The sequence below is a fragment of the Paraburkholderia sp. SSBN10T genome (genome assembly GCF_056619545.1).
Genome location: NZ_JBWQQI010000038.1, coordinates 24,832 through 42,749 on the forward strand (window position 1 = coordinate 24,832; position 17,918 = coordinate 42,749).

A 17,918-nucleotide genomic window follows, 5' to 3' on the forward strand; every position below is an offset into this window, starting at 1 on the left:
CGATGAACACGATCCTCAAACGTATCGATCCGCGCAGGCCGTTCACGATTACGGCCTCGGGACTCAAGCGCATTGTGCTGGGCGCAGTGCTGGAAGCAGGGGCTGTGCAGGATGAAGCGCTGGGCGGCTTGCAGGCTCATGGGTACGCCGCGATGCATGGCGCAACCGCGGTGAAGCCGCGCCGCACGATGCAAGCGCTGCAACGCACGCTGCTGGTAGTGACCCATAGCGAGCGCGGCTCGCTCGACGAACATGCCCGTCAGACGCTGGCCGCCGCTGCGTTGATCGCCAATGCGCAAACCCAGGTTGTCTTGCTGGTGCTAGGTGAGCTGAATGATGACGCTGCTGCGCTTGGCGCGGACAAGGTGATCGAGCTGGCGTCGTTCGAGCGCCGCACGTTTGCGCCCGAAAGCGAATTGCAGGCGCTTGCAGCGTGCGTCGCGCAGTTTGCGCCTGCGCATATCCTGATGCCCGACAACGCGACCGGCGATGGCGACCTCGGCCGCCGTTACGCGGCCTATGCGAGGGCGAGCGTCGCCACGCATGTGGTCGAAATCTCAGCTACCCACGTCGCGACCTATGTGCATGCGAAGAAGTCGTTCGCGACGCGCGCGTTGCCCGACATCGTCCTGCTCGCCGCGGGCGCTGTCGATCCGCGTCTGCCGTTTGCCGGCGCAGGCGAGCGTGTGGAGATGCCGTCCCTGGCGGCGGGTAGCAAGCCGGTCAACGCGGCTTATCGCGACCTGGGTATAGAGGAGATCGACGCTGCTCAGGTTGCGCTTGAGGAAGCCGATTTCATCGTCTCGGCCGGCAACGGCGTGACCGATGTCGGCGCGTTCGAGAAGCTGGCAGGCGCATTCGGTGCGGCGATCGGCGCGAGCCGGGTGGCCGTCGACAACGGCGTGTTTACCCGCGACAAGCAGATCGGTGCGACCGGCAAGACGGTCGAGGCGAGCGTGTATATCGCCTTCGGCATCTCGGGCGCCGTGCAGCATCTGCAGGGCATCAAGGATTGCCGTCATGTGATCGCCATCAATCTCGACGCCAGCGCACCTATCGTCAAGCGCGCCAACCTGACGATCATCGGCGATACGCAGACCACCATTGCCTCGCTGATCGAGGCCGTGGGACTCGCGCGGGCGGCGCGATCGCAGCCCGGTATGCCGTCTGTCGAAGCGATTGCCGAAGGAGTCGCAGCATGAGCCGGAAACTGACACGCATTGCGGTGCTCGTTTCGGTCGGCCGTCATCCTGTAAGCGGGGTGGCGCGCTACAGCCGTAACGATGCCGCGGCGCTCGAAACCGGCCTCGCCTTGTCGCGCCAACACGGCGCGCGGCTCGATACGCTGCACGTCGGCGACCCTGCGAACCCCGCGCTGGAAGACTATCTGGCGCTAGGTGCCGAGCATGTCGAGGTGCTTGTGTGCGGCCCGGATGGCGATGCCGCCGCGGCGCTGGCGGCTCGCTTGCAAGACTACGACCTCGTGTTGACCGGCACGTGCGCGGAAGGCGCGTTCGACAGCGGCATGCTGCCGTACGAGCTTGCCGACGCGCTCGGCTACCCGCTGGTCGGCGCAGCCGTCGACGTTGCGGTGGCTGAGGCGCGCGTTACGGTGCGGCAATTCTTGCCGAAAGGTGTTCGTAGGCGTGTCGAAGCCACACTGCCCGCCGTGGTTGCCGTGCATCCACTTGCCGGTGTGACACCGCGCTTTGCGTACGCACGCCAGCGGGCCGGCTCGATCGGCATCTCGCAGATCAAGCCGCCTGTGAGCGCCGACGCCGCCGAATGGAGTGTCACCGCCGCACAGCGCAAGCCGGTTCGCCTTGCCGCCCAGGAGAAGCGCTCGGGTCACGCGCGCATGCTCTCGGCGACGACTACCGAAAGCCGCGACGGCAGCGTCGTAATTGAAGGGACTTCGGTCGAAAAAGCACAAGCGATACTCGGCTATTTGCGCGAGCATCAACTCATCGATTACTGATTTTGCGCCGCACTACGGCCCCAGCAATTCCGGAGCACACGATGAAAGTATCGGCAGACATTCACGCACTGGTCGACCGGCGCAAGAAGGGTTACAGCCTCGAAGCGCCGTTTTATCTGAGCGAGGAAATTTTCGCGCTCGACATGGAAGCGATTTTCCGCAAGCACTGGATTCAGGTCGCCGTGGAGCCGGATATCCCCGAACCCGGCGACTACACGACCGTTCAGCTCGGCAACGACTCGATCCTGATCGTGCGCGACGACGACATGCAGGTGCGGGCCTTTCACAACGTCTGCCGTCATCGCGGTGCGCGGCTGTGCAATGAGGACAAGGGTTCGGTCGGCAACATCGTCTGCCCGTATCACAGTTGGACCTACAACCTGACCGGCCAGTTGATGTTTGCGGAGCATATGGGCGAGCAGTTCGATCGCTGCAAGCACAGCCTCAAGACGGTTCATGTGCAGAGCCTCGCCGGTCTGATTTTCATTTGCCTCGCAGACGAGCCGCCGGTCGACTTCGAGATGATGCGCGCCGCGATGGAGCCGTACCTGCTGCCGCACGACCTGCCAAACTGCAAGATCGCCGCGACCATCGACATCATCGAGAAAGGCAACTGGAAGCTGACGATGGAGAACAACCGCGAGTGCTATCACTGCGTCGCGAACCATCCGGAGCTGACGATTTCGCTTTACGAATACGGCTTCGGCTATCAGCCGTCCCCGGCCAACGCCGAGGGCATGGCCGCGTTCGAGCGCACCTGTGTGGAGCGGGCTGCGCAGTGGGAAGCGCTGAACCTGCCTTCGGTCGAAGTGGACCGCTTGTCGGATGTGACGGGTTTTCGCACCCAACGCCTGCCGCTCGATCGCAGCGGCGAGTCGCAGACGCTCGACGCGAAGGTTGCATCGAAGAAGCTGCTCGGCGAATTCAGGCAAGCCGATCTGGGCGGTCTGTCGTTCTGGACCCAACCGAATTCGTGGCACCACTTCATGAGCGATCACATTGTGACGTTCTCGGTGATTCCGCTGTCGGCGGGCGAAACGCTGGTGCGTACGAAATGGCTCGTGCACAAGGACGCGAAAGAGGGCATCGACTACGACGTGAAGAACCTCACCGCCGTATGGAACGCGACCAACGATCAGGATCGCGCGCTGGTGGAGTATTCGCAGCGCGGCGCGGCGAGCAGCGCTTACGAGCCGGGTCCGTATTCGCCGTTCACCGAAGGACTCGTCGAGAAGTTCAGCGACTGGTATATCCGGCGCCTCGCAGCACAGATCGACAACTGAAGACTGAATTCACAACTGGATGCCTGGCGGCAGGTGGAGCGAACAATGATGCGGGATGCGGCAACCTTCGAACCCGTTGAAAGCCGGCTGACCCGGCCGCAGTTCTGGGGCGCGCTGCCGGCGCGCTGGACGAGCGACCTCGAAGAGACGCTCGTCTGCTGCCAGATTCGTCAGGAAACGCACGACGTAAAGAGCTTTTTCTTCCGTTCGCCGGCAGGGCATGGGTTTTCTTTCGAACCGGGCCAGTTCGTGACGCTCGAACTCGAGATCGACGGCGAGACGGTTAACCGGTGCTACACCATCTCCTCGTCGCCAACCCGGCCCCACACGATTTCGATTACCGTAAAACGCGTGCCCGGCGGCAAGGTGTCGAACTGGCTGCACGACAATCTACAGGCGGGTGCGCAAGTGCGCGTGCTGGGGCCATCCGGTGAATTTACCTGCGCGCGGCATCCGGCGCGCAAGTACCTGTTCCTCTCGGCGGGCTCGGGCATTACGCCGCTCATGTCGATGAGCCGCGCGCATCACGAGTTGAGCGAAGACCGCGACATTGTCTTCGTGCATAGCGCCCGCACGCCGGACGACATTATCTTTGCACGCGAACTCGATCTGATTGCAGCCAACCAGAGCAATTTCCGCACCTCGTTCGTGTGTGAACGGGTCGGTGCGCGAACGAACTGGCCAGGTGTCACCGGTTTTCTGACCCTGCCGCTGCTCAAGCTGATCGCACCGGATTTCATGGAGCGAGAGATATTCACCTGCGGCCCAGCGCCGTATATGAAGGCGGTGCGCGATCTGCTGGACGAAGCCGGGTTCGAGCGCAAGCACTATCACGAAGAGAGCTTCTCGTTCGAGACGCTTATTGAAGATGCCCCCGAACTGCTTGCCGAGGTGACGCCGGACGCTTCTGAAACAACAGCGGCAGGGGCCACGTTTGCCGTGAGCTTCACGCGCAGCAACCGCGAGATCGTTTGCGGTCCCGATCAACACGTGCTCGACGCGGCACGGCAAGCCGGCGTGCGTTTGCCCGCGTCGTGCACACAAGGAATGTGCGGCACCTGCAAGGTCAAGCTGGTGTCGGGACAGGTGGAGATGAAGCACAACGGCGGCATCCGCCAGCGCGAGATCGATCAGGGCATGGTGCTGCTGTGTTGCAGCAAGCCGTTGACGGATCTGGTGGTCGAGAAATAGTCTGCGGAATCAGGTGGCTATGCAGGTCGCATTTAGGCAAGCAGGTGTCGCAAAGCTTACTTCGTGGGGATTTCTGGCTGGGGATTCTAAAGGCTCACCGCGTGGGGCGGGTACAAGGAGATCACCATGAATGGCTTGAAAAAACGGCTGCTTTGCGGCGCTGTGGGCGCTGCGCTGATTACGATGCTCGGCACCAGCGTGACGGCGACGGCAGACACGAAACCGACCATCAAGATCGGTTACGTGGAGGGTTGGGACGATAGCGTGGCGACGTCGAACGTTGCGGCCGAGGTGATCGAAAAACGCCTGGGCTACCCGGTTCAGCTCGTGCCGGTAGCGGCGGGCATCATGTGGCAGGGCGTCGCGCGCGGTGACCTCGACGCTACGCTCTCGGCCTGGTTGCCGGTGACGCAAGGCGCCTACTGGGATCAGTTCAAGACCAAGGTGACGGACCTCGGCACCAATTTCCCGGATGCGAAGATCGGCTTGATCGTGCCGGCCGACGTGCCGGAGAAAAGCATTAGCGATCTGGCCGAGCACAAAGCGGATTTCGGCGGGCGTATTGTCGGCATCGATGCCGGTGCTGGCGTGATGAAGAAGACGGATGATGCGATCAAGGCCTATAACCTTGATTATCAACTGATGCCGAGTTCCGGTAGTGCTATGACCGCTGAGCTGGCGCGCTCGATGCATGCTAATAAACCTGTAATCGTGACGGGCTGGGCGCCGCATTGGATGTTTGCTAAGTGGAAGCTTAAGTTTCTTGATGATCCTAAGAAGGTTTTTGGGGATGCAGAGCATGTCGATAATGTGGTGAATCCGGGGCTTGAGGCGAAGGCGGCGCCTGTGGTCGCGTTTCTTAAGAAATTTCAATGGAAGCCGGGGGAGATCGATAGTGTGATGCTGGCGACCGAGAATGGGGCTAAGCCTGCGGCGGCGGCTGATGCCTGGATTGCTGCGCATGGCGATCGGGTGGATAGTTGGGTGGGGGGAGTGCAGTAAGGGTTTGTGGGCCTGCGGTGCTTTGGTGGTTGTTCTTGTGGTGTTGGCCTTTCCTTGCTTTGTTATTGGTCTATTAGTGTTGCCCCTGTGCGGGGCGGCACTTACTTTCTTTGCCGCCGCAAAGAAAGTAAGCAAAGAAAGCGGGCTGATAACCGCTAGCTCGTAGGTGTCCGCCACTTAGGCCAACACAGAGTGGTCCGCACGAGGAGCGGCCCTCGCACCATCCTACCTGGTGACAAGGCCGTCATCCGTTCCAGCGTCGCGCTGCGCGCTCCGCCGTTGGGTATAGCACCTTCTGCTAGCCACGTAGGTATTCTAACTATTTTGGCTTGCCAGATTTTGGTCAGCTAGCGCCGCCTGTAAGCCGAGTCTTCGTGCTTGCTAGTAGCTTGCGGAACTCGGGCGTGGGGCCGAACCGGATTTCGGCGCGGACAAGGACTAGCCATCTACGGCGCACCTGGTGGTACGAAGTCACCTGGACGCGATTGCAGTCGACTACTCGCTCAAGAGGCGCTTCACCTCATCCAGAAAGGACGAGGTCGTATAGCCCCACAAAACAGGCTCGAACTGGCGGCCAAACCGTTCCTTAAACTCTAAGTCCAGGGTCTCTGGATAGTCGGCTTTGAATGAATCTATGTCAGCTATGATCGCGTCAATGTTGCTCCTTGGCATTGCCTCCGTATAGGAAGAAACGAGTTCCTCCACTGAGTTGCCGAAAAGGTCAAAATCTTCGTGGAAACGGGAACGGATCAGCCCCTTCAGATCGCCATATTTTTCGTTGTCAGCCATACGACAGGCCCTCACTCCAGGTACGATGTCACGATATAGTACGGCATCCCGTTGTATGTCTTATGCCTGACGATCACAACGACCTTCTGGAGCTCGACTCTCTTGCCCGCGCTCCGGGTAACGGCAAAGCCAACATTTTTCCCGACGTTTTTTTCCAGGTCTAGGTCTCGTATCGGCGCTTTTGCCCACGCGCTTATCTTCAGCGCGTTTTCCCTCATCGTCTCGGATATTGCCCATTCGGCGGCGTTAAGATCGTAGAAGGTGGACACCATCTGTCGTTTCGGTTCGTCAATCAGACGTTGCCGTAACTGAGCCTCGGTTTTCCCAACATGCTTCAGGATGGTGTGGCCGCCGAGCCGGCTGCCTGGTTTCGCCTCATGTGCATCCAGACTGACGCGGCCCATCGTGATTCGAGCCGCGCGGGCAGCCTTGATTGATCCGGCGAAGCCGAACGGCACGGCGATGTCGAGCGACAACCCGATATTGCTCGCCATGTCGGGACTAGCTTTCATCGCCTCGGCCAGCTTCGCGGTGCCCTGTTGTGTCAGCGTGGCCGTATCGTGGCCCGTCCAGACTTGCCGCAAGCCCGACAGCACCGTGTCCGAACCATGTACGCCGAACACAATACATCCGGACTTGCTCGCCATCGTCGGCTCCGGCACCGCGCACGGCACCCCCGCCCCGACCATTTCCAGCACGCCGCCAACAACTTGCAGGCCGCCCCACAGCCGGTTCGAAAGCGTCTCCGTCTGGTTGATCGACTCGCGGGACAGTACCGCCGCCAGTTGCGGGGCACTCAGCACCAGGCGAACGCTGTCTGATTCCTGTTCCTGTGACATTCGAAATGTCCTCTGTAGTCTTAGGAACTGGTCAGGCTAGCGGGGACTGCAGTGATATGGAATGGGCGATAGATGATTCTGTGACATGGCTGCCAACGGCAAGACGCTAAGGTCTGCTCAGGTTGGGCTACGATCATGCACCAGTGTTATAAGCCGGACAGCGCTGTCACGTGCTGACAGTCACTGAGCCAGCCGCGCAGCGAAGAAAAAACCTCAAAGCACCACAGTCCGATCCCCATTAATAAAAACCCGCCGCTCGACAAAAGCCTTAACAGCCCTCGCGAGAGTAATACACTCAACATCACGCCCAACCGCAAGTAACCTCTCAGGCCCATAAGAATGATCGACCCGCTCGACAACCTGCTCGATGATAGGCCCTTCATCCAGATCATCAGTAACAAAATGCGCGGTAGCGCCAATCAACTTAACCCCGCGCGCATGCGCCTGATGATAGGGCCTGGCGCCCTTGAACCCAGGCAAGAACGAATGATGAATATTGATAGCCCGCCCAGGAAGCGCCCGGCTAGTCTGATCTGAAAGAATCTGCATATACCGCGCGAGGATCATCAACTCAGCGCCGCTGGACTCGAACAGCTCCAACACCTGCGCTTCCTGCAAAGCACGCGTTTCCGCGCTAACAGGCAAATGCCTAAACGCCAACCCGTGCTGTACCGCAAGCCCTTCGAGATCAGCATGATTCGACACGACCCCCACAATATCCATCTTGAGCTCCCCCATCTTCCAGCGGAACAGCAGATCCGCCAGACAGTGCTCAAGCTTTGACACCATAATCAAAACCTTCGGCCGCGCAGCGACATCATGAATCGCCCACGTCATGTCGAAGTCGCCGGCAATAGGCCCAAACTCCCGCCGCAATACGTCAATCTGCAAAGGCAACGCAGTCCCGACTCCATGAAACACACACCGTACAAAAAACCGCGTACTGATGTCGTCGTCGAAGACAGTCAACTCGTCGATATAGCAATGATGCCGCTCGAGAAAGCCAACAACGGCGGCGACCTGTCCCGCGGCGCTCGGGCATGAGAGGGTCAGGGCGAACTGGTGGGAGCGATCGGTGGCGGGCATGCGGGTCCTTGGCTTCAAAAGGGAAATCCGCGCGAACGCAAGCAGAACACACTACTGCGCGCGGGTATGCTGAAGTAAATCAGGCCAGATTTCCCGCGAATAGAATCGAAACGCCGTGATGCTGGTATCAGCGCGTCAGCACGGCGTACGACAATGCAGCGAATCCGTCGATCAAGCTGCTGATCCGCCTGACCGGGTCGCAGCCGCAACCGCAACACGTCGCCACCAGCGCGCTCGGCGCCTTACGCCGAGCCGTGCGCGCATTCGTCGAACAACCACCTCCGGAACAGCGGCACCGCCGCCGCTTCGGGCCGTGCCTGCGGACGCACGAGAAAATACCCGCGTGAAGTCGTCACCGGCTTGTCGACCAGTTTGATCAGTTGTCCGGTTTCCACCAGCTCGTCCACCAGCGGTGTCCACCCCAGCGCAATACCTTGATTCATCAACACTGCATGAATCACCAGCGCGTAACTGTTAAAGGTGATGCCGTCCCGGTCCGCTGGCGGATGGCTCCCCTGCGCGGCAAACCAGTCGCTCCATGCCAGCCAGCGTTCCGGTTGCGTCGGCTGCACATGCAGCAGCGGCAGGCGGCTGAGGTCGGCGGCATCCGCTACCTCGGGATGTGCGGCTCGAAACGTCGGCGAGCACACGGGCGTGACTTCCTCGGGAAATAGCCGCGTCGCGGTGCACGGCGCCCAATCGCCATCACCGAAGGCAATCGCGACGTCCGCATGGTCGTGGCGCGGATCGAAGCCTGCCTGCGACGTGATGATCTTCACGTTCACCTCCGGCATCAACTGCTTCAGGCGCGTGAGCCTCGGCATCAGCCAATAGGTCGCAAAACCGAAATCGGTCAGGATGGTCAGGGCGCCGGTTGCGCGGCGGGCGCGGATATCGGCGGTGGCCACGCGGAGGGTGTCCAAGCTTTGGCTCACGGCTTCGAACAGCCGTTCGCCCTCAGGGGTGAGCGAAACGCCGCGATGCCCGCGGGCGAACAGCGGCGTGCCGAGGTCTTCTTCCAGTTGCACGACGCGCTGGCTCACCGCCGGCTGGGTAGAGCCGAGTTCGCGCGCTGCTGCCGTGAAGCTGGCGAGTCGCGCCGCCGATTCGAACACCGACAAGGTCTGCATTGGCGGTAAACGATCCTGTCTCGACATAACGCCCCCTTATGAACCCATAAGCATTGAGCACCTTCACAGTGCGTTTATGAGCGGCAATAGTGAAGACACTCGCGCATGACAGAGCACGCCACGAAGCAGCGCTTCGGCTCGTTGTCAGCCGCGTGGAAATCATCAAGATTCTAATCGACCCCGCTCATGAGCCTTAACACAAAGCAGAATATCCTTATCTTGATGGCGGATCAGATGACGCCGTTCGCATTGCGGGCATACGGTCATACGATTTCACATACGCCGCGTCTCGATGCGCTCGCCCGCGAAGGGGTCGTGTTCGATTCCGCCTATTGCGCGAGCCCGCTATGCGCACCGGCGCGCTTTTCGATGCTGGCGGGCAAATTGCCTTCCAACATAGGCGCCTACGATAACGCCGCCGAATTTCCAGCGCAAACCCTGACTTTCGCGCACTATCTGCGTGCCGCCGGCTATCGCACCATCTTGTCGGGCAAGATGCACTTCTGCGGTCCGGATCAGTTGCACGGCTTCGAGGAGCGGCTGACGACCGACATCTATCCTGCCGATTTCGGCTGGGTGCCGGACTGGTCGCAACCGGAACTGCGCCCAAGCTGGTATCACAACATGAGTTCGGTGCTCGACGCCGGCCCTTGCGTGCGTACCAATCAGCTCGATTTCGACGACGAGGTCACCTTCACCGCGTGCCAGAAGCTGTTCGATATCGTCCGCGAACGGCAGGCAGGGCGGGATCGGCGGCCCTTTTGCCTGGTCGCCTCGCTTACGCATCCGCACGACCCCTATGCGATTCCCCAGGAGTACTGGGACTTGTACCGCGAGGACGAGATCGATCTGCCGCGCACCTCGCTGAGCGCGCAGCAAAGCGATCCGCATTCGCGGCGCTTGCGTACGGTCTGTGAAACCGACCGTACGCCGCCCACCGTGCAGCAGATCCGCAATGCACGCCACGCCTACTACGGAGCGTTGTCGTACGTCGACCGGCAGTTCGGCGCCATTCTGGATGCGCTTAACGCGACGGGGCTGGCCGACGACACCATTGTGATCGTCACCTCGGACCACGGAGAGATGCTTGGCGAGCGCGGTCTCTGGTACAAGATGACCTGTTTCGAAGGCGGCATTCGCGTGCCGCTGATCGTGCATGCGCCCAGGCGCTTCGCGGCGCATCGCGTCTCGGCTTCGGTGTCGCATCTCGATCTGCTGCCGACGCTCGTCGAACTTGCCACCGGCGCGGCGCGTAGCGAGTGGCCGGATCCGGTCGACGGCCGCAGTCTCGTGCCGTATCTGCGGGGCGATGCCGGGCACGACGAGGCGCTCGGCGAATACCTCGCTGAAGGCGCAATTGCGCCGATGGTGATGATCCGGCGCGGCGACTTCAAGTACATTCATTCGCCGGTCGATCCCGATCAACTCTTCAACCTGGCTGCCGATCCGCAAGAACTGACCAATCTCGCCGCGAATCCGGCATTCGCCGACGTGCTCGAGGCCTTCCGCGCGGAAACCGCTCGCCGCTGGGATCTGCCTGCGTTGCACGAAGCCGTCCTGGCGAGCCAGAAGCGGCGCCGCTTCCACTTCGAGGCGACGACCCAAGGTCGTATCCAGTCGTGGGACTGGCAGCCTTTCAGCGACGCCAGCCAGCGCTACATGCGCAACCACATCGAACTCGACACGCTGGAAGCCATGGCGCGCTTTCCGCGCGTCGCGCCTTAGCCGCCATTCGCCTAACCCATCGAGTGCATCGACCACCGTACCTGACGCACTGAACGAACTGACAGAACCGGAGTTCCTCATGAACAAACGCTGGACTTTCCTGCTTTCCACGCTGTTGGCCGCGTTGTGCGGCATGGCGAGCTTCATGGCCGACGCGGCTGACCCGCAAAGCTGCACGCAGGTCCGCATGGCCGACCCGGGCTGGTCCGACATCGACGCGACCAATGCCGTCACCGGCCTGTTGCTGAAGGGCCTCGGCTATCAACAGAATGTCTCCAACCTATCGGTGCCGATTACGTATCAAGGCTTGAAGAAAGGGCAGATAGACGTGTTCCTCGGTAACTGGATGCCTGCCCAGGGGCCGCTGGTCAAGCCCTTCATCGACGAGCATTCGGTGGACGTGCTGCACGCCAACCTGACCAACGCCAAATTCACGCTGGCGGTGCCGGACTATGTTGCCGCTGCCGGCGTGCATTCGTTCGCCGATCTCGTCAAACATGGCGACCAGTTCGACGACAAGATCTACGGTATCGAGCCGGGCGCGCCGGCTAACCAGAACATCAAGAAAATGATCGCCGACAAGGCGTTCGGGCTTGGCGACTGGAAGCTGGTCGAGTCGAGCGAAACAGGCATGCTGACCCAGGTGGAGCGAGCGGTGCGGGACAAGAAGTGGATCGTGTTCCTCGCCTGGGAACCGCATCTGATGAACACAAAATTCCACCTTGCTTATCTGTCGGGCGGCGATGCGTACTTCGGCCCGAACTACGGTGGCGCAACGGTCAATACGGTCACGCGGGCGGGTTTCGCGGGGCAGTGTGCGAACCTGGCAAAGCTGTTCCAGCAGGTCACGTTCAACGTGGATCTGGAGAATCAGATCATCACCAACGTCCTGCAAAACAAGCTCGATGTGAATACCGCTGCGCTCCATGCCTTGCAGGCCAATCCCGAGTTGCTGTCAACGTGGCTGAAGGGAGTGACGACCATTAGTGGTGCAGATGGGTTGCATGCGGTGCAGGCGTCTTTAGGATTGCATTAGTTTGAAGAATTGACGTCACCCATGAAGAGCGTTCCTCAAGAAGCGCGCCAAGCCCGCCGCGTCGCAGCACATCTTTAGCATTTTCCCTTGTTGTCGCAATCAGACCAATCGGCGTCGTCTTTGGTCGAGTTGCCGGAAATATGGGCTTGTACTGTCCCAGCATCGTCGCGTGGGATTGCGTGGAAACACGCGGCGAGCGCTCCAAAAACGGCGCGTCATTCCAGCAAGACCGGGCCGTTCCGCGGTAGTGAATGCGGAACGCTCTTCCCATTGACAAAGGCAAGAGAGAACGACACAAATGAAAAGAACGAATGCCGCAGCACTGTCTGGCGTGGCCTTTGCGCTCGCCAGCCTTCCCGCCGTGAGTCAGGCCCAAAGCAGCGTGACGCTGTATGGGATTGTCGACGCGGGCATTACCTACGTCAGCAATACCGGTGGCTCACACGTCGTCAAGTTCGACGACGGCATCGCGTACGGCAACCGTTTCGGCCTCAAGGGCACGGAGGATCTCGGCGGCGGCTTGTCCGCCGTATTCGTGCTCGAAAGCGGCTTTCACCTGGGCACCGGCAAGCTCGCTTTCGGCGGCGCGGAATTCGGCCGCCAGGCGTACGTTGGCCTGAAAAATCAATGGGGCACGCTGTCGTTAGGCAATCAGCTAGACCTGACCAACGAGATGGTGTCCATCTATAACATTTCGGCCTGGGGTAGCGGCTATGCGATCCACCAGGGCGACTTCGACCGTTTCAACGGCGACCGGCTGCCCAACTCCGTGAAGTTCCTGTCGAATGAATTTGCGGGTTTTACGTTCGGCGGCCTGTATTCGTTCGGGGGCGTCGCGGGCAACTTCCATCAGGACAGTGCCTACAGCCTGGGCGCGCACTACGCGAACGGTGCGTTTACGATGGGTGTGGCCTACACGCAGTTGAACAATCCGTATGGCATCTACGCATTCGACCCGTACGCGATGCTCGGCACGAGCACCTTTCTTGGCCGCCCGACCATCAGCGTGAATTCGACCACCGGCGCGATTACCGATCTGTATTCGAGCACCTCGTTCGCGATCGACAAGCAAGGCACGTTTGGTGTGGGCGCCAGCTACGCCATCGGCGACGTGACGCTGAACGCGAACTATACGTATACGACGATCAAGGCATACGGCGAGTCGTCGCATATGCAGGTGGGCGAGGGCGGTGCGAACTGGCAGATCACGCCGGCGTTCAGCGCGGTGGGCGGTTACCAGTACACGACCTTCGAGGGACACCACTGGAACCAAGGCACGCTCGGCCTGCATTACCTGCTGTCGAAGCGCACGGATGTCTATATCTCGGGTGACTACCTGAAGGCATCGAGCGGCGTGAATGCGGTGATCGGTTATAGCTTCACGCCGTCCACCACGAGCACGCAGTCCGATGTGCGTATCGGCATGCGGCATTCGTTCTAAGCGGCGGGGCGGCCTGACCGGTTTCGAGGGGGGCTTGCGCTAGTGTGGATCTAGACCACGCTCGTCAGCCTGTTCGTACTTGGGTCTTGCCGCCCCCAACGGATGCCGGTCACCCCGCGGACTCGTTCCAAACCGTGCCCGGTACGTCCGCGAAAAATGCGAGGGCGATTCAAACCCGCAAGCCACGCAGATCGAGGTAATCGTCATATCGGTCTGCTGCAGCAACTCCCGCGCGCGATTCAGGCGCAGTTGCTGATAGAAATGCGTTGGCGTGTCCTTCAGCGCGGCGCAGAAGAGCCGCTCCAGTTGGCGGCGCGTCACGCCGATTTCCTGCGCGAGTTGATCCGGCGCTAGCGGTTCCTCCATATGCTGTTCCATCACGCCGATCACCTGGATCAGCTTGCGGTTGTGCACGCCGTACCGCGCGGCGATTTCCATGCGCTGATGGTCCGAACGCTGCCGGATCCGGCTAACCACGAACTGCTCCGACACGGCAGACGCCAGCGCCGCCCCATGACTGCGGCCGATCAGGTCGAGCATCATGTCGATCGAGGCCGTGCCTCCCGCGCACGTGATGCGGTGCTCGCCGATCTCGAACAATTCCTGACTGGCCGTGAGCGCCGGATAGCGTTCGCGAAACGCCGAGAGCGCCTCCCAATGCACGGTCAGGCTGTCCGCCGGGCTTAGCAGCCCCGCTTCCGCGAGCACGAAGCTGCCGGTGTCGATTCCGCCCAATGTCGCGCCGGCACGGTCGAGCCGCTTCAGCCAGTTGCCTAGCCCACGGGTGTAACAGGCGAGCGGCTCGAAGCCTGCCACTACAAAAAGCGTCTGCGCCTCCTTGACTGTCTCGAAGGCCGCCTCGGCGTTCAGGGAAATGCCGTTGCTCGCCGCCACCGGCGCGCCATCGACGCTGAGGATGTGCCAGCGGTACAGGTTCTCGCGGAAGCGGTTCGCGACCCGCAGCGGCTCCACGGCCGACATGAAGCCGATTGCCGAGAAGCCCGGCAGCAACAGAAACGAAATATCTTCGGGCATCGTGCGGCGGCTCGGGGAGGGCATGCGGTTCGAGGGACGCGCAAAAGCGTAACAAGCGGCGATCGGGCCGGCAAGGCTCGCCAATATTCGTCTGCGGGCCGATGCTGCACCGCACCGGCCGCCATGCTGGTTTTCCCTCATGGTCGCGGGCGAGCAAGAACGGGTCGCTGACGGTCGCTTTGCGCAGAATATGCACTTGTACCTTTACGTCACACCACGCAGTTCAGATATCCGGTTGGCCGCCCGTCTTGCGGCCTGACTCGAAACACGCAGTTAAACGTGTCCGAAAGGGGGAACCTCATGAAGTCGAGCGTCAAAGCCTTGTCCATCTGTCTTGCCGCCGCGGTTGCGGCCGTGGCTACAGTAGTCGCCACACTTGCCTTTCCTCAGCAGGCCTTCGCGCAAGACCCGGAGTCCTGCCGTGCGGTGCGCTTTGCCGATATCGGCTGGACCGACATCACCTCGACCACCGCGCTCGCCTCCACCGTTTTCGAAGGGCTCGGCTATCAGCCGGTGACGACGGTCGCGTCGGTGCCCATTTCGTTCGCCGGGCTCAAGACCAGACAGATCGACGTCTCGCTCGGTTACTGGTGGCCGGTGCAGGAGAAGGCCATCGCGCCGTTTGTCGAAGCCAGGACGATCAACGTGCTGCAGCCGCCTAATCTGACCGGCGCCAAGGCGACCTTTGCGGTGCCCACCTATGAATACGACGCGGGCCTGAAGACCTTCGCGGACATCGCCAAACATCGCGCCGAACTCGACGGCAAGATCTACGGCATCGAGCCCGGCAGCAGCGCCAACGCCGCGATCCAGAAGATGATCGCGACCAATCAGTTCGGCCTCGGCGGCTTCAAGCTGATCGAGTCGAGCGAAGCCGGCATGCTGGTGACAGTCGATCGCGCCGTGCGCGACAAGAAGTGGGTGGTGTTCCTGGGTTGGGAACCGCATCCGATGAACATCACCATCGACATGAAATACCTGACGGGCAGCGAGGGCGTGTTCGGCCCCAACGACGGCGAGGCGCGCGTCTACACCCTCACTTCGCCGGACTTCGTGACGCGTTGCCCGAACGCCGGCAAGCTCGTCAGCAACCTGCGCTTCACGACGCAGCTTGAAAACGTGGTCATGCAGTCGGTGATGAACAAGGAAAAACCGGCCGATGCCGCGAGAGACTATCTGAAGAAGAATCCCCAGGTGCTCGACGCCTGGCTCGCGGGTGTGAAGACCTACGACGGCAAGGACGGTCTGCCGGCGGTGAAGGCGTACCTAGGTCTGTGATCGAGCCACGCACGGAGAAGATGGAAAGCAGAACGAACCAACAGGAATATGCAAGCATGAACCATGAAGTCATCGTGACCTGCGCGGTCACCGGCGCAGGCGACACCGTCGGCAAGCATCCGGCGATTCCGGTCACGCCGAAGCAGATTGCCGAAGCCGCCATCGAAGCCGCCAGGGCCGGCGCAACCGTCGCGCATTGTCACGTGCGCGATCCGCAAACGGGGCGCGGCAGCCGCGACCCGAATCTGTATCGGGAAGTCGTCGACCGCATCCGCTCGTCCGGGACGGACGTCATCATCAATCTCACCGCGGGTATGGGCGGCGATCTGGAAATCGGCCCCGGCGAGGACCCGATGCGCTTTGGCGCGGGCACCGATCTGGTGGGCGGCCTCAGGCGTCTGGCGCATGTCGAGGAGTTGCTGCCGGAGATCTGCACGCTCGATTGCGGCACGCTCAATTTCGGCGACGGCGACTATATCTATGTGTCGACGCCGGCCCAGTTGCGGGCGGGCGCGAAGCGCATCCAGGCGCTCGGCGTGAAGCCGGAACTGGAGATCTTCGATACGGGGCACCTGTGGTTCGCCAAGCAGTTGCTCAAGGAAGGACTCCTCGATGCACCGCCGTTGTTTCAGATTTGCCTCGGCATCCCATGGGGCGCGCCGGCCGATACGACGACGATGAAGGCCATGGCCGACAATCTGCCGCCCGGTGCGCATTGGGCCGGCTTCGGCATCGGCCGCATGCAGATGCCGATGGTCGCTCAGGCCATGTTGCTCGGCGGCCACGTGCGAGTCGGTCTCGAAGACAACCTCTGGCTCGATAAGGGCGTGCACGCCACCAATGGCACGCTCGTGCAGCGCGCGGTCGAGATTATCGAGCGGCTCGGCGGCCGGGCGCTGACGCCCGCCGAAGGGCGCAGGAAACTCGGCTTGCCGGCGCGCGGCGAGCGGTTGCTGGAACGCCGCGCCGTCGAACAGTTCGCATAAAGATGCACAACTCAAGGCACTTCGCAAAGGATCGTCAGCAATGGCAGTGATCGTCGATATCAAGACATTTGCAGCAATTGGCGCAGGCGTGATCGGCAGCGGCTGGGTGGCGCGCGCGCTCGCCTATGGGCTGGACGTGGTGGCGTGGGACCCGGCGCCCGGCGCCGGCAAGCAGTTGCGCGACAACGTCGCAAACGCATGGCCCGCACTGGAGCGGGTAGGGTTGGCGCCGGGCGCGTCGCAGGAGCGCTTGCGATTCGTCAGTACCATTGAGGAATGCGTTGAGCACGCGGACTTCATTCAGGAAAGCGCACCTGAACGCGAAGAATTGAAACTGGCCTTGCACGAGCAGATCAGCCGTGCGGCGAAACCGGATGCGCTCATCGGCTCGTCCACCTCCGGTTTGTTGCCGAGCGACTTCTATGCACGCGCCGTTCACCCTGAGCGCTGTGTGGTGGGGCATCCGTTCAACCCGGTTTATCTGTTGCCGCTCGTGGAAGTGTTAGGCGGCGAGCGTACCGCACCGGCGAGCGTCGAAGCGGCCATGACGATCTATCGTTCGCTCGGCATGCGGCCGCTGCGCGTGCGCAAGGAAGTGCCGGGCTTTATCGCCGACCGCCTGCTGGAAGCCCTATGGCGCGAGGCGCTGCATCTGGTCAACGATGGTGTCGCCACCACCGGTGAGATCGACGATGCGATCCGCTTCGGCGCGGGCATCCGCTGGTCGTTTATGGGCACGTTCCTGACCTATACGTTGGCGGGCGGCGATGCGGGCATGCGTCATTTCATGCAGCAGTTCGGTCCGGCTTTGGAGCTGCCGTGGACCAGATTGGTGGCGCCGAAGCTGACCGACGAACTGATCGATCGCGTGGTCGATGGCACGGCCGAACAGGTGGGGCCGCGCTCGATCAAGGAACTCGAGCGGTATCGTGACGAGTGCATCACGAGCGTGCTTGCCGCGATTGGCGAGACCAAGGCGCGTCACGGCCTGCGTCCGGAAGACTGACTCTGCTACGCTGCAGGCCGGGACGCGGTGCGACGCACGTGCCGATCGGCCTGCGGCGTATGCTGGGTACACCAAGGCCTGTTCACGCTAATAACGGGCCTGCGCTGGCCGCC

The 17,918-nt window shown here is 61.5% G+C and carries 16 protein-coding genes; 11 read left to right on the plus strand and 5 right to left on the minus strand.

The genetic code is table 11. The features are described from left to right. Window positions 1-2: 2 nt before the first annotated feature. From AC1ECK_RS35310 to AC1ECK_RS35330, 5 genes are all read left to right on the plus strand, one after another. Complete coding sequence (locus AC1ECK_RS35310) at window positions 3-1,202, plus strand: electron transfer flavoprotein subunit alpha/FixB family protein (protein ID WP_480327693.1); 1,200 nt, start codon at window positions 3-5, stop codon at window positions 1,200-1,202. Beyond that, window positions 1,199-1,978 carry an electron transfer flavoprotein subunit beta/FixA family protein gene (locus AC1ECK_RS35315; RefSeq protein ID WP_480327695.1) on the plus strand — a complete coding sequence of 260 codons (780 nt, stop codon included), beginning with the start codon at window positions 1,199-1,201 and terminating at the stop codon, window positions 1,976-1,978. The genes AC1ECK_RS35310 and AC1ECK_RS35315 overlap by 4 nt, the downstream gene beginning before the upstream one ends. 41 nt (window positions 1,979-2,019) lie before the next feature. Next, window positions 2,020-3,261 carry an aromatic ring-hydroxylating oxygenase subunit alpha gene (locus tag AC1ECK_RS35320; protein WP_480327697.1) on the plus strand — a complete coding sequence of 414 codons (1,242 nt, stop codon included), beginning with the start codon at window positions 2,020-2,022 and terminating at the stop codon, window positions 3,259-3,261. A gap of 45 nt (window positions 3,262-3,306) precedes the next feature. Further along, window positions 3,307-4,452: an FAD-binding oxidoreductase gene (locus AC1ECK_RS35325; RefSeq protein ID WP_480327699.1), complete on the plus strand. Its 1,146-nt coding sequence runs from the start codon at window positions 3,307-3,309 to the stop codon at window positions 4,450-4,452. A gap of 126 nt (window positions 4,453-4,578) precedes the next feature. Beyond that, window positions 4,579-5,454 (plus strand): glycine betaine ABC transporter substrate-binding protein, encoded by an 876-nt coding sequence (locus AC1ECK_RS35330; RefSeq protein ID WP_480327701.1) that lies wholly within the window; start codon window positions 4,579-4,581, stop codon window positions 5,452-5,454. A 495-nt stretch (window positions 5,455-5,949) separates the two neighbouring features. Here the strand turns inward: AC1ECK_RS35330 and AC1ECK_RS35335 are convergent, their stop codons facing one another. From AC1ECK_RS35335 to AC1ECK_RS35350, 4 genes are all read right to left on the minus strand, one after another. Next, complete coding sequence (locus tag AC1ECK_RS35335; protein WP_480327703.1) at window positions 5,950-6,243, minus strand: contact-dependent growth inhibition system immunity protein; 294 nt, start codon at window positions 6,241-6,243, stop codon at window positions 5,950-5,952. Window positions 6,244-6,254: 11 nt separating this feature from the next. Then, entirely contained in the window at window positions 6,255-7,082 is an 828-nt protein-coding gene (locus AC1ECK_RS35340) for an RNase A-like domain-containing protein (RefSeq protein WP_480327705.1), read from the minus strand. Between the two features lie 213 nt (window positions 7,083-7,295). Then, on the minus strand, window positions 7,296-8,168 hold the full coding sequence (gene purU, locus AC1ECK_RS35345; RefSeq protein ID WP_480327707.1) for a formyltetrahydrofolate deformylase: 873 nt from the start codon (window positions 8,166-8,168) through the stop codon (window positions 7,296-7,298). 242 nt (window positions 8,169-8,410) lie between these two features. Further along, the gene (locus tag AC1ECK_RS35350; RefSeq protein ID WP_480327709.1) at window positions 8,411-9,325 is read right to left on the minus strand and encodes a choline sulfate utilization transcriptional regulator; all 915 of its coding nucleotides are present in this window, start codon (window positions 9,323-9,325) and stop codon (window positions 8,411-8,413) included. Between the two features lie 159 nt (window positions 9,326-9,484). Between AC1ECK_RS35350 and betC the strand changes: the two genes are divergently transcribed. From betC to AC1ECK_RS35365, 3 genes are all read left to right on the plus strand, one after another. After that, complete coding sequence (gene betC, locus AC1ECK_RS35355; RefSeq protein WP_480327711.1) at window positions 9,485-11,023, plus strand: choline-sulfatase; 1,539 nt, start codon at window positions 9,485-9,487, stop codon at window positions 11,021-11,023. Window positions 11,024-11,102: 79 nt separating this feature from the next. Next, a complete protein-coding gene (locus AC1ECK_RS35360) occupies window positions 11,103-12,059 on the plus strand; it encodes a choline ABC transporter substrate-binding protein (protein WP_480327713.1) in 957 nt (318 codons plus the stop codon). A 298-nt stretch (window positions 12,060-12,357) separates the two neighbouring features. Beyond that, window positions 12,358-13,500, plus strand: coding sequence for a porin (locus AC1ECK_RS35365; RefSeq protein WP_480327715.1), 1,143 nt, complete (start codon window positions 12,358-12,360; stop codon window positions 13,498-13,500). Between the two features lie 39 nt (window positions 13,501-13,539). Here the strand turns inward: AC1ECK_RS35365 and AC1ECK_RS35370 are convergent, their stop codons facing one another. Then, entirely contained in the window at window positions 13,540-14,535 is a 996-nt protein-coding gene (locus AC1ECK_RS35370; RefSeq protein ID WP_480327717.1) for a GlxA family transcriptional regulator, read from the minus strand. 300 nt (window positions 14,536-14,835) lie between these two features. Between AC1ECK_RS35370 and AC1ECK_RS35375 the strand changes: the two genes are divergently transcribed. Genes AC1ECK_RS35375 through AC1ECK_RS35385 form a run of 3 tightly spaced genes read left to right on the plus strand, consistent with a single transcriptional unit; the run spans window position 14,836 to window position 17,805 of the window. After that, entirely contained in the window at window positions 14,836-15,813 is a 978-nt protein-coding gene (locus tag AC1ECK_RS35375; protein ID WP_480327719.1) for a choline ABC transporter substrate-binding protein, read from the plus strand. A 56-nt stretch (window positions 15,814-15,869) separates the two neighbouring features. Then, entirely contained in the window at window positions 15,870-16,799 is a 930-nt protein-coding gene (cdhC, locus tag AC1ECK_RS35380) for a 3-dehydrocarnitine:acetyl-CoA trimethylamine transferase CdhC (protein WP_480327721.1), read from the plus strand. A gap of 40 nt (window positions 16,800-16,839) precedes the next feature. After that, entirely contained in the window at window positions 16,840-17,805 is a 966-nt protein-coding gene (locus AC1ECK_RS35385; protein WP_480327723.1) for an L-carnitine dehydrogenase, read from the plus strand. Window positions 17,806-17,918 lie beyond the last annotated feature (113 nt).